Origin of the sequence: Streptomyces canarius (genome assembly GCF_014650735.1) — a bacterium.
Lineage (GTDB): Bacteria > Actinomycetota > Actinomycetes > Streptomycetales > Streptomycetaceae > Streptomyces > Streptomyces olivaceoviridis.
The window spans coordinates 1-12,379 of the sequence record NZ_BMVN01000108.1 but is presented as its reverse complement, the minus strand read 5'-3'; the positions used below and the strand labels follow the sequence as shown (position 1 = coordinate 12,379).

General features: G+C 71.2%; 10 protein-coding genes and 1 pseudogene. 10 read left to right on the top strand and 1 reads right to left on the bottom strand.

Annotated elements, in window-relative coordinates; genetic code table 11:
- Positions 1-59 precede the first annotated feature (59 nt).
- A complete protein-coding gene (locus tag IE294_RS45255; RefSeq protein ID WP_229918146.1) occupies positions 60-404 on the bottom strand; it encodes a MarR family winged helix-turn-helix transcriptional regulator in 345 nt (114 codons plus the stop codon).
- Here IE294_RS45255 and IE294_RS45250 point away from each other — a divergent pair.
- The 10 genes and pseudogenes from IE294_RS45250 to IE294_RS45205 form a co-directional block, all read left to right on the top strand.
- Positions 296-1,228: an SDR family NAD(P)-dependent oxidoreductase gene (locus IE294_RS45250; RefSeq protein ID WP_306433554.1), complete on the top strand. Its 933-nt coding sequence runs from the start codon at positions 296-298 to the stop codon at positions 1,226-1,228. The genes IE294_RS45255 and IE294_RS45250 overlap by 109 nt on opposite strands.
- Before the next feature lie 291 nt (positions 1,229-1,519).
- Positions 1,520-2,389, top strand: a complete 870-nt coding sequence (locus IE294_RS45245; RefSeq protein ID WP_229918144.1) for an SDR family NAD(P)-dependent oxidoreductase — start codon at positions 1,520-1,522, stop codon at positions 2,387-2,389.
- Between the two features lie 172 nt (positions 2,390-2,561).
- The gene (locus IE294_RS45240) at positions 2,562-4,814 is read left to right on the top strand and encodes an MMPL family transporter (protein WP_189895164.1); all 2,253 of its coding nucleotides are present in this window, start codon (positions 2,562-2,564) and stop codon (positions 4,812-4,814) included.
- 180 nt (positions 4,815-4,994) lie between these two features.
- Complete coding sequence (locus IE294_RS45235; protein WP_189895163.1) at positions 4,995-6,293, top strand: sensor histidine kinase; 1,299 nt, start codon at positions 4,995-4,997, stop codon at positions 6,291-6,293.
- The gene (locus IE294_RS45230) at positions 6,290-6,967 is read left to right on the top strand and encodes a response regulator (protein ID WP_189895162.1); all 678 of its coding nucleotides are present in this window, start codon (positions 6,290-6,292) and stop codon (positions 6,965-6,967) included. Before IE294_RS45235 ends, IE294_RS45230 begins: the two co-directional genes overlap by 4 nt.
- Positions 6,968-7,203: 236 nt before the next feature.
- On the top strand, positions 7,204-7,401 hold the full coding sequence (locus IE294_RS45225) for a ferredoxin (RefSeq protein ID WP_058084378.1): 198 nt from the start codon (positions 7,204-7,206) through the stop codon (positions 7,399-7,401).
- Positions 7,398-8,603 (top strand): NAD(P)/FAD-dependent oxidoreductase, encoded by a 1,206-nt coding sequence (locus IE294_RS45220; RefSeq protein ID WP_189895161.1) that lies wholly within the window; start codon positions 7,398-7,400, stop codon positions 8,601-8,603. Before IE294_RS45225 ends, IE294_RS45220 begins: the two co-directional genes overlap by 4 nt.
- Positions 8,604-8,614: 11 nt before the next feature.
- Positions 8,615-9,841, top strand: a complete 1,227-nt coding sequence (locus IE294_RS45215; RefSeq protein ID WP_189895160.1) for a cytochrome P450 — start codon at positions 8,615-8,617, stop codon at positions 9,839-9,841.
- A 258-nt stretch (positions 9,842-10,099) separates the two neighbouring features.
- Positions 10,100-11,374, top strand: a complete 1,275-nt coding sequence (locus IE294_RS45210) for a metallophosphoesterase (protein WP_189895159.1) — start codon at positions 10,100-10,102, stop codon at positions 11,372-11,374.
- Between the two features lie 96 nt (positions 11,375-11,470).
- Positions 11,471-11,992: pseudogene (locus tag IE294_RS45205) on the top strand (DDE-type integrase/transposase/recombinase); the annotation flags it as partial.
- Positions 11,993-12,379: the final 387 nt, after the last annotated feature.

Below are 12,379 nucleotides of genomic sequence, written 5' to 3'. Positions count from 1 at the left end.
CGTCCACACAGTCCTCCTGCCCCTGAACACGGCAGACAGACAGACCTAACGGAGTCCTACTAGACGGCTGTACCGACGCGAGCGACCAACTGGTCCAGGGCGGCCAGTTGCCGTCGGTCGAGAGAGCCGAAGAGCTGCTGGAGCATCTCCGCTCCCGCCTGCTCGGCGGATGTCAGGACTCCCCGCCCCTTGTCCGTGACGGACACGGTCTTGCGTCGCCGGTCGTGCGAGTCGCCGGTACGCGTGACCAGGTCGAGCCGCTCCAGGCCCTCCACGATCTGGGTGACCGAGCGCGGTGCCTGCTCGAGGGCTTTGGCGAGCTCGGCCTGGTGCAGCGGACCGCGGCTGGCCAGTACCTGGAGGACCTTCGCACGGGACAGGGAAAGTCCCGTGGCTGTGGTCATGTGTCGGTCGACGCGTTCTCGAACGCTGTGGGCCAGAGCGAGGAACGATAGTCCCACCTGTTCCGGTCCTGCGCTGGAGGTCGTCACTGCCTGCTCGTTCATGGTGCCGGGTATCCTCCCACAACATAATCGTGACGTCCCACACATGCGCCGCCCCCGTAGCCCTGATCAGCGGATCCACCTCCGGATCGGGCCGTAGCGCAGCCCTCTTACCCCCCGGCCGCGACTACCACATCGGCGTGGTGGCCCGTTCCCGCGGCGAGGCCGAAGCCCTCGTGGCCGAACCGGAGACCGTGGCCGACGACGTCCGGGTCGATGTCTTCCAGTCGACCTCGTACTCCTGTCCCGGACGCGCCGCGTCGCAGCGGAGGTCGATCGACCGTTGCCCGCAGCTCGACGTCCTGGTCGGCAACGCCGCTCTCCACGCCTTCAGTCAGCGCGTCACCGCGGAGGGCTTCGTCGAGATGACCGCGGTCAACTACCTGAGCCCGTTCGCGCTGCCCCAGGCCCTTACCGGCCTGCTCACGGCCACGGGGCGCGACGCCGCCCGACCGACGCGGATCATCAACGTCGCCGCCGGCGGGGGCTACTTCTCCGTGTGCGGCGCCGGGCTGCCGCGATGCCCGGAACCCGGCCGCGCCCCCGCCATCCACGCAGAGCTGTGGGAAGCGGCCGAGGCACTCCTCAACCGATGGTGCCGTGGCGCCGTAGCCATGACCGAGATATTCCCGCCCGGCACCTGCCGGTTCGAGGGGGCGGTCGGTTCGTGGGTGAGCGGCCGTCTGCGTGTCCTCCGGCTGCCGTTGCCGGCCGGTTCCGCCTGAGTCGGTGTGCTGGGCGACGCGCCTCGTCGGACGTGGAGGCGCCCGCGACCTCGGCCGCCGTGGCGCTGTGGTGGTTGATCGGGCGCACGTAGCCGCCGGTCGAGTCCGCCAGGGAGAACCGCTGGCTGGTCCCGTTGGCGTCGCCCCGCTGCCGGACGGATTCCGGCGACCCTTCGCGGCAGTCCTGCTCTGTTCACGGCCCTTCCGGCGGTGATCACTTCGTGCCAGCCCATGGTGTCGGGTAGGCTCCGGCCAAGAAGTGATGAGGTACCTCATGAATGGAGTGAAGCCATGGACCGCCCCGTTGCCGTGATCACCGGAGCCACCTCCGGTCTGGGTCGCGTCGCCGCCCTCGACCTGGCCGACCGCGGCTACCGCGTCGGTGTGGTGGCCCGCTCCCGCACCAAGGCCGACGCCCTCGTGGCCGAGCTGACGGCGGTGGCCGCTGATGTGCAGGTCGACGTCTTCCACGCGGACCTGGGCCTGGTCTCGCAGGCCCACCGGGTCGGCGAGGAGATCGCCGCGTACTACCCGCGGGTGGACGTGTTGGTCAACAACGCCGGACTGCACGCGTTCTCCCAGCGCATCACCGCCGAGGGCTTCGCGGAGATGACCGCGGTCAACTACCTGGGTCCGTTCGTCCTGACCCAGGCGCTGACCAGCAGGCTCCTGGCGTCCGCACCGTCGCGGATCGTCAACGTCGCCTCCGAGGCGTCCCGGCAGGCCAGGACGATCGCGCCGGCCGAGGACCTGCGCCACGTCGCCCCCTACACCCGCCGGGAGTCGATGTCCCTGTACGGGCGGACCAAGCTGATGACCATCATGTGGACGCAGGAACTCGCCCGGCACCTGGATCCCGCCAAGACCACCGTCAACTGCTGCGACCCCGGCTTCAACGCCACCGGCCTGGGCCGGGACCTGCCCGGTTCCAGGATCCTCCAGGGCGTCCTGAACACGCTGCACGTCGGTGACCCGCGCAAGGGCGCCGGCATCATCGTCCGGCTGGCCACCGACCCCGCGTTCGCGCACACCAGCGGCGGTTACTTCTCCGTGCGGGACGCCAAGTCGCTGGAGTGCCCCGAGCCCGGCCGGGATCCCCGCATACAGAAGGAACTGTGGGACGAGACCGTGACGCTGCTGGCCGCGCACGCGGCCGACTGACGCCCGGTGGCTCCTCCTCGGGGATGACGTCGGCCGGTACCGGGGTACCGGCTGTGGCGCGAATTCCGCCTCAAGTAGCTCAAGCCGGGCGCATCCGCCTTCTACGTTGTGAGTCCGGAGCCGGACAGGCCCGCTTCACACATCCTCATTTCTCCTGGTGGGAGTAATTTTCGTGGCCACCTTCCTCTATCGGCTCGGCCGATTCGCCTTCCGGCGGCGCAGACTGGTGCTGCTGGCCTGGCTCGCGCTGCTGCTCGCCGCGGGCATCGGCGTCAGCAGCGTCTCCGGCAGCACGACGGACGACTTCACTCTTCCCGGCACCCAGTCGCAGCGTGCCATCGACCTGCTGGAGAAGGAGTTCCCGCAGGCCGCCGCCTCGGGTGCCACCGCCCGTGTGGTCATCGAGGCGGCGGACGGCGAGAGGCTGACGGCGGCCGCGCACAAGCCGCGGGCGGAGGCCCTGGTCGACGACTTGCGCAGGGCGCCGCAGGTGGCGAATGTCGTGGATCCCTTCTCCAGTGGTCTGGTGTCGGCTTCGGGCACCATCGCCTATGCCCAGGTCACCTACGCCGTACCGCAGGCGGAGATGTCCACCGCCGCCTCCGACGCGCTGCGCGAGGTCGTGCGGCAGGGGGCCGAGGCGGGCCTGACCGTCAGCCTGGGCGGCAACGCGGTCCTGAACGACAGGGAGAGCAACACCGGGGAACTCATCGGTCTGCTGGTCGCCGCGTTCGTGCTGGTGATCACCTTCGGTTCGCTGGTCGCGGCCGGGCTGCCACTGCTGTCCGCGATCGTCGGCGTCGGGATCGCGCTGATCGGCGTCAGCATCGCCTCGTCCTTCGTCGACATGGCCTCCAACGCGCGGACCCTGGCGCTGATGCTGGGTCTGGCGGTGGCCGTCGACTACGCGTTGTTCATCGTCTCCCGCTACCGCGGTGAGCTGCGCGAGGGGCACAAGCCGGAAGAGGCCGCGGGACGGGCCCTGGGGACGGCGGGTTCGGCGGTGGTGTTCGCCGGACTGACGGTGATCATCGCGCTGGTGGGTCTGTCCGTCATCGGCATCGCGATGCTGACGACCATGGGTCTGGCCGCGGCCTTCGCCATCACCATCGCGGTCCTGGTCGCCCTGACCCTGCTACCGGCCCTGCTGGGCTTCACCGGCACCCGCGTGGCGGGCAGCCGTCTCTCCACCCGTCGCATGCGGGCCATCCAGCGCGGCCGCCGCACCTCGATGGGAGTGCGCTGGGGCCGCTTCGTCGCCCGCCACCCGGGGAAGATGCTGCTGGCCTCCGTCGTCGGCCTCGGTGTGCTGGCCCTCCCGGCACTGTCGCTGCGCCTGACCCTGCCCGACGACAGCATGGCCGCCCCCGGCAGCACCCAGCGCGTGGCCTACGACACGCTCAGCAAGGGCTTCGGGCCCGGCTTCAGCGGCCCGCTGACCGTCGTGGTCGACGCGCGGGGCAGCGACGACGCGAAGGCCGCGGCCACGGACACCACCGCCATGCTGGACGGCCTCGGCGACATCGCCACCGTACGGCCCCCGGTCTTCAACCAGGCCGGTGACGTCGCCCTGATCACCGTGGTGCCGGGCAGCTCACCCACCAGCCGGGCGACGGTGGACCTGGTCGCCGAGATACGCGAGCGCAGCGGCACGGTGGAGAAGGACGGCGCGCAGGTGATGGTGACCGGCACGACCGCGGTCAACATCGACGTCTCCGCCAAGCTCGGCGAGGCGATGGTGCCCTACCTGGCCATCGTCGTCGGCCTGGCCCTGATCCTGCTGCTGGTGGTGTTCCGCTCGGTGCTCGTCCCGCTGAAGGCCGCCCTTGGCTTCCTGCTCAGCGTGGTCGCCACCCTCGGCGTGCTGGTGGCCGTGTTCCAGTGGGGCTGGCTGAAGGATCTCTTCGGGGTCGACGAGACCGCGCCCATCGTCAGCCTGCTGCCGATCCTGCTGATCGGTGTCGTCTTCGGGCTCGCCATGGACTACGAGGTGTTCCTCGTCTCCGGGATGCGCGAGGCGTACGTCCATGGCGCCTCGCCCACCGAAGCGGTCGTCACCGGCTTCCGGCACGGGGCCCGCGTCGTCACCGCCGCGGCCGTCATCATGATCTCGGTGTTCGCCGGATTCCTCCTCGACGATGTCGCCCTGGTCAAGTCCATCGGCATGGGCCTGGCCACCGCGGTCCTCTTCGACGCCTTGGCGGTCCGCATGACCATCGTCCCGGCCGTCATGACCCTGCTCCAGGACCGGGCCTGGTGGCTGCCCGCCTGGCTGGACCGCGTCCTGCCCGAGGTGGATATCGAGGGCGAGAAGCTGCGGCGCGTCCTCGACGCCCGCGACCGAGGCGGCCATGTGCCCACCCCCGCCGGCCAGGGACTTCCCCCTATCGGCCAGGAACCGGCCGCGCCGGCCCCGCTCGGCTAGGCGCACCTCGACCCCGCCCGTCGGTCCTTCCCCCGAGGGCCGGCGGGCGGTCCCCGGACCCCGGCAGAGGAGGTCGCCGCCCTGCCCTCCCGGCCGTCCGGGACCCTCACACCCCTGCCCGCAGGTCACACCCCCGAAGTCCGTTGGGCGGCCTGCCCCGGAGCGCGAAGGCCATCTGTCATGACCGACCCGACCACCCTGGCGTCCGCACACCGGACTGCCGCGCACGCCTCCCGGCTGCCGCGGCCGCTGACCAGCGACCCGGACCAGCGTGTCACGGTGTCGATCATCAGCGGGCTGGCCGCGTGGCGGATGCTTGACCGGCACCACCCGCATGTGCGGCGGTGGGCCGTGCCCGCGTTCTGCGCCGTGTTGGGCCTGCCCTCGCTGCTGAACCCGGCAAATCGCGCCCATCTGCCGGGCGAGATCGTCCTCACCCTCGCCTACACCGTGCCCCTGCTGTGGCGCGAGCACCGCCCCGGCCCGGTCTTCGCCCTGACGACCATCGCCTCGCTGCTGGCCCTGCCCCTGCACGTCCTCAACGGCGCCGATGCCGCACGGATCGTCGCGCTCTACAACGTCGGCCGCTACGGCACCCCGCGTCAGCTGGCCGCCGCCTGCACCGTCACGGCGGCCCAACTCATCGTGTGGGCCTGGACGTTCTGGGACAGCGGCTACCTGCGGCACGCCAAACGGCCCGAGATGATCACCGTCCTCGCCATGCTGGCTGTCACCGCCTGCGCGGGACTCGCCCTGACCGGCCGCCTGGCCAAGGCCTACATCGTGGCCCTGGAGACCGAGCGGGACCAGCAGACCCGTCTGGCGGCCGCGCAGGAACGCACCCGGGTCTCGCGGGAGATGCACGACATCCTCGGCCACACCCTCGCCGTGATCGTCGGCCTGGCCGACGGGGCCGCAGCCCTTGCCAAGACCCGGCCCGAACGCTCCGCCGACACCCTGCACCTCATCGCCGACAGCGGTCGCGAAGCCCTGGCGGAGCTGCGCCACCTGCTCACCGTCGTCGATGACCGTGCTCCCGACACGGCGGACGCCCCCCTCGCCCCGCAGCCGACCCTGGGGGACCTCCCCGCGCTGCTGAACCGTGTGCGGGCCGCCGGCCCCGCCGCCACGCTGCGCACCGACGGCGACCTGACCACGCTCGGCAAGGGAGTGCAGCTCACCGCTTACCGCATCGTCCAGGAGGCCCTCACGAACACCCTCAAGCACGCGGCCGTCGACACCCGCGTCACGGTGGATGTCGGCACCGACGGCGGCACCGTGCACGTCACCGTCGAGGACTCCGGCCCGGCACGCCGCGCCACCGCCGAACACCCCGGTGGACAGGGCCTGGTCGGCATGCGTCAGCGCGCCGCCCTGTACCGGGGCCATGTCACCGCCGGCCCCACTGCCTCGGGGGGCTGGCGCGTCCACGCCACCCTCAACGCCTCCACCGGCGCAAGGGAGAAGCACAGCACATGACCACCGTCCTCATCGTCGACGACCAGGCCCTGCAACGGCTGGGCTTTCGCATGCTGCTCGAAGCCCAGCCCGACATGACCGTCGTCGGCGAAGCCGCCCACGGACACGACGCCGTCCGCATGACCGCCGAACTCCGCCCCGACGTCGTCCTGATGGACGTCCGCATGCCCGGCCTCAACGGCATTGAGGCCACCCGCCGCATCGCCGACTCCGGTGGCCGCTCCCGGGTCCTGGTCCTGACCACCTTCGACCTCGACGAGTACGCCTACGAAGCCCTGCGCGCGGGCGCCGCGGGGTTCTTCCTCAAGGACGCCCGACCCGAGGAACTCGTCGTCGGCATCCGGTCCGTGGCCGCCGGCGACTGCGTCATCTCACCCAGTCTGACCCGCAGACTGATCGACGCCTTCACCAGCACGCACTCCCGGCAGCACCCGCCCGCCCCCCGGCTCACGCGCGATCAACAGCGCCGGCTCGCCGAGCTGACCGAACGGGAACGGGAGGTCCTCACCGCGGTGGCCACCGGATGGTCCAACGTCGAGATCGCCGCCGAACTCCATCTGGCCGAATCCACCGTCAAGTCGCACGTCAGCCGCGTTCTGGCCAAGCTCGGCGTCCGCGACCGCGTGCAGGCGGTCATCTTCGCCTACGACGTCGGCCTGGCCCGCCCCGACTGATCCCGCGCACCGCGGCCCGCCCGATATGCCGGTCGCGCACCGTACCTGTGGTCATCGTCTTCACCCCTCCCTCACCAATTGATGAGGTACCACACTATATGCTGTAGTTCATGAGGTGCCTCACTAATTGGGGTGCCACCCTTCCGACGCCCCCGTGCCGGTGCCCCGTGCCCCCCACTCCCGAGCGGCTCCGGCGCCGCAGCCGTAGCTCCAGCCGAAAGCGAGGAACCTTGCACATGAAGGTCCACATCGACGAACACAAGTGCGTGGCCAGCGGACAGTGCGTACTCGTCGCCCCGGACGTGTTCGATCAGCGTGACGAGGACGGCGTCGCCGTCCTGCTCGACGACTCGCCGACGCCCGACAAGGCCGGGCAGATCCAGGAAGCGGTCGTCATCTGCCCGGGCGCGGCCATCCGCCTGGACCGGGCATGAGGCGAGTGGTGGTGGTCGGCGCCTCGGCCGCCGGGCTGGCCACCGTAGCCGCCCTCCGGCAGCAGGGCTTCGGCGGCCTGATCACCATGATCGGCGATGAGCCGCATCTGCCGTACGACCGGCCGCCGTTGTCCAAACAGTTCCTGACCGGACAGTGGGGCGCCGAACGCCTCCTGTTGCGTCCGGAGTCGGACCTCAAGGCCATGAACCTGGACCTCAGGCTCGGTGTGTCCGCGACCGCCGTCGACCGGTCGGCTCGCACCGTCACCCTGGCCCACGGCGGCACAGTGCCCTACGACGCCCTGGTCATCGCCACCGGCGTACGACCACGCCTCTTACCGGGCGGGCACGGCAGAGGGGGCGTGCATGTGCTGCGCACCCGGGAGGACGCCCTCGCGCTGCGCGACCGCCTCGGCAACGGCCGCCGCCTGGTGATCATCGGGGGCGGGTTCCTCGGCACCGAAGTGGCCGCCGCCGCACGGCAGCGGGGCGCCGATGTCACCGTCGTGGAGTCCGGGGCCGAGCCGCTGGCGCGGATCATCGGCCGTGCGGCGGGCCGGTTCATCACCGGCATCCACCGCGACCGCGGCGTGCGGATCCTCACCGGCCTCAAGGCGGAGACCTTCGACACCGCCGACGGTGCCGTGACCGGCGTCCGGCTGGACGACGGTCGTATCCTGCCGGCCGACGACGTGCTCGTCGCCGCCGGCTCCGTGCCCAACACCGACTGGCTGCGCGGCAGCGGACTCGACATCGACGACGGCCTGCTCTGCGACGCCCACGGCCGCTGCGCACCCGGCATCCACGCGGCGGGCGATGTCGCCCGCTGGTTCAACCCGCTCTTCGGCCGCGCGATTCGGGTGGAGCACCGTACGAGCGCGTCCGAACAGGGCATCGCCGTCGCCCGCGACCTCCTCACCCCCGCCACCCCGCAGCCCGCCGCGCCCGTGCCCTACTTCTGGACCGACCAGTACGAGGTGAAGGTGCAGTCTCACGGATACCTGCCCGGGCACGAGGAGAGCGCGGTCCTCGACGGCGACCTGGCCGAGGGGCGGGCCCTGATCGGCTACCGCCGAGGACGCCACCTGACCGGGGTGCTCGCCATCGGCATGCCCGTCAAGGACGTCCGGCCCTGGCGCGCCGCCGTGGCCCGCCGCACCGAATGGGCCGCCGCGACATCCGCACCGACACCCGCACGATGAACGGAGAATCCATGACCCCCCACGACCACGCGTGTCTCCTGCCCCGCTTTCCTCAGGCGCGGCCGTCCGAGTGCCCGTTCGACCCGCCGCAGGACTACCAGGACTGGCGGCGGCGCGACGGGCTCCAGCGCGCCACGCTGTGGAACGGCTCCACCGCCTGGGTGGTGACCCGCTACGAGGACATCCGTGCCGTCCTGAGCGACCCGCGCGTCAGCGCCGATGCCCGCAACCCCGGTATGCCCCGCCTCTCGCCCGCCGGCGAGGACAGGACGGACCAGGAGCCCCCCTTCGTCCGCCTGGACGATCCCGAGCACGCCCGCCAACGCCGCATGCTCACCGGGGACTTCACCGCCAAACAGGCCGCTGCCCTGCGCCCCCAGGTGCAGCGACTCGTCGACGAAGCCCTCGACGAGATGGTCCGCAAGGGGCCGCCGGCGGATCTCCTGACCGACTTCGCCCTGCCCGTACCCTCCCGGGTGATCGCCGTACTGCTCGGCGTCCCCTACGACGACCACCCCTTCTTCCAGTCCTGCAGCAACAAGCTGCTGGACATGTCGCTGCCCGCCGAGGAAGTACGCGCCACCAGCCAGGCGTTCGGCACCTACCTCTACACGCTGGTCGAGAGCAAAGCCGCCGAGCCGGGTGACGACCTGCTCAGCCGCCTGCTCGCCGAGCGGGTCGAAACCGGCGAGCTGACCCGGCAGCAACTGGTCTCCATGGCCCTGCTCATGCTGATCGCCGGGCACGAGACAACCGCCAACACCATCGCCCTGGGCACGCTCGCCCTGCTGCGCCACCCCGAGCAACTCGCCCTCCTGCGCGACACCGAGGACCCGGCCGTCATAGCCCGGGCCATCGAGGAACTGCTGCGCTACCTGTCGGTCGTCGAGAACGTCGTCGTCCGGGTCGCCGTCGACGACTTCACAGTCGCGGGAGAACAGATCCGGGCCGGCGACGGCCTCATCATCAGTCTCCCGGCGGGCAACCGCGACACCACGCTCCTGCCCGACCGGCCGAACGCCCTCGACATCACCCACAACGCCCGCGCCCACCTGGCCTTCGGCTTCGGGGTCCACCAGTGCCTGGGGCAGAACCTCGCCCGGACGGAACTGCAGGTGGCCATCCCCTCGCTGCTGCGCCGCCTGCCCTCCCTGGCCCTCGCCGTCCCCTTCGAGGAGGTCTCCTTCCGGCAGCAGATGTCCGTCTACGGTGTCACCCGGCTGCCCGTCACCTGGTGAATCCACTCGCCGGCACGTCCGCGGCCTGACCAACCCGCACCCGTTCGACGAGGCACTTCATCGAACGGGTGCGGGTGCCGGACGGGAGACGGACCCAGGCGGGGTCCGTCCCGCCCCCGCGGACACCTGCGCAGGTGCACCCATGCTCGCGCCAACCCACACCCCCTTTCGGAGCAACCGCGTCCCCATGCCCAGGTACCCCCGCCCCACCCGCCGCCCAGGCGCCCGCGCCGCGGCCCGCACTCCGGCGACAGCGATATGAGCGGCCTCCCACAGGAAGCCGCCGTCGTCGGCACGAGCATCGTGGTCGCGGCCGTCGTGCACCGCTACCTCTACGTGCGGCTCGTCAAGAACACCACGGCCTCACCCCGGCTGCGCCGCTGCGGGCGGCTCACCGCGGTGGCGCTGACCGTCCTGGTCCCCGCCGGTGTCCTGGCCGCCCAGTACGCCGACCCCACCCGTATCGCCTGGTTCGTCCGGCCGGTGTTCACCTGGGTCGCCTGTGCCGTCTACCTCCTGCTCGTCCTCGCCGTCCTCGAAGTTCCGATGCGCCTGGCAGCACGTCCGTCAACCCGGTCCACCCACGCGCCCGCCGCCGCGCCCGCACCGCGAGCCGCGGACACGCGCCGGCCCCGCCCCGGCCCGGCGACGCACCAGGCGGAACCCGTCGAGGCCGCCGCACCGCCCGACGCACCGACGATGGCCGATCGGCGCCTCGTGCTCGCCCGCTCGGTCGCCCTGCTGGCCGCGGCGACCGCCACCGCCACGACCGGCTACGGCTTCCACCGCGGCCTGGGACCACCCGACATCAAAACCGTGCCCATCACCCTGCGCCGACTCCACCCGTCCCTCGACGGCATGCGCATCACCATGGCCGGCGACCTCCACCTGGGTCCCTTCTTCGGCCGCGCCCACACCACCCGCAACGTCCGATTGATCAACAGCACCTCTCCCGACCTCGTCGCGATCGTGGGAGATCTCTCCGACGGCAGGGCCGAGGACCTCGCCGGTTATGCGGAGCCACTGGCACGCCTGCGCTCCACACACGGCACGTTCTTCGTCACCGGCAACCATGACTACCGCTACGACGCCGACGCCTGGATCGACACCCTCACCGGTTTCGGTGTCAGGACCCTGCGCAACACCCGCACCCTGATCACCCACCGCGGCGGAGCCCTCGACCTCGCCGGCGTCACCGACATCGAAGGCGAACGAGCCCACGACGCCCCGGACTACGGCAAAGCCCTCGCCGACCGGGATCGCTCGCACCCGATCATCCTTCTCGCCCACCAGCCCGTCCAGGTGCACGAGGCGGCCCGGCACGGCGTGGATCTCCAGCTCTCCGGGCACACCCACGGCGGAGGCTTCTTCCCCGGAAACCTGCTCGTCCCCCTGACCCAGCCGGTCACGGCGGGCCTGGCCACCTTCGGCACCACCCAGCTCTACGTCTCACGCGGAGTCGGAGCCTCGCTCCCGCCGATCCGGGTCGGAGCCCCACCGGACATCACGGTGATCGAACTGCGCAGCGCCTGATCCGTCAAGCGGCCCTGCGGCGCTCTCAGGAGGCATTCGCCCCGGCGTGCGTGCCCGTGTGTGTTCCTGCTGTTCACCCTCTTCATGAATGGTGCGGCCGCCCGCGCCGGTGTCGCCGCGTCCACCGCCCACCGCATCCTGGTCCGGCACGGCCTGCCCGCCCTGGCCGCCACTGACCGGGCCACCGGCGAACCCGTCCGCCGCTACGAACGCGCCCGGCCCGGCGAACTCATCCACACCGACGTCAAGAAACTCGGCCGCATCCCCGACGGCGGCGGCCACAAAGTCCTCGGCCGGGCGGCCGGCAGCCCGAACAAGAACCGCCGCAACGGAGCCGGATACGCCTACCTCCACACCGCCCTGGACGACCACACCCGCCTCGCCTACACCGAAGACCTGCCCGACGAGACCGCCGCCACCTGCGCCGGCTTCCTCACCCGGGCAACCGCCTGGTTCGCCCAGCAGGGCATCACCGTCGAACGCGTCCTCACCGACAACGCCTGGGCCTACACCAAGAACACCTGGCGCCATACCTGCCACGAGTTGGGCATCAGCCCCCGCTGGACCAGGCCCTGGCAGCCCCAGACCAACTGCGAGGATCTGGAGGCGTTTTTCCGGCCGGTCTGACCCACAGACCAACCGGCCATTCGTGCCTTGTTGCCGATGTGTCGACCGGCTGGGAGAACGCGTGCGGCTGCACCGGCGGATCGGCCGGATGTGACCTGATAAGAGCCTGGCTCACGCGCCTCATCGCAGTTGTGTCCCCGGTGCTCCGTCGGTGCGGCTCCAGTCACGCGGACCGCCAGGAGGACAGGTGCCCAGCAGTGCCAACACGAGCGTCACCCTCGGAGTCGACACTCACGCGGACGTTCACGTCGCTGCCGCCCTCGACCAGTTCGGCCGCCGACTAGTGTCCTGCGCCGGAGATCCGTCGGCAGAAGCGGGCAAGGGAGTCGAGGATCTCCTCGGCTGTCTTGGTCCAGATGAACGGCTTCGGGTCCTCGT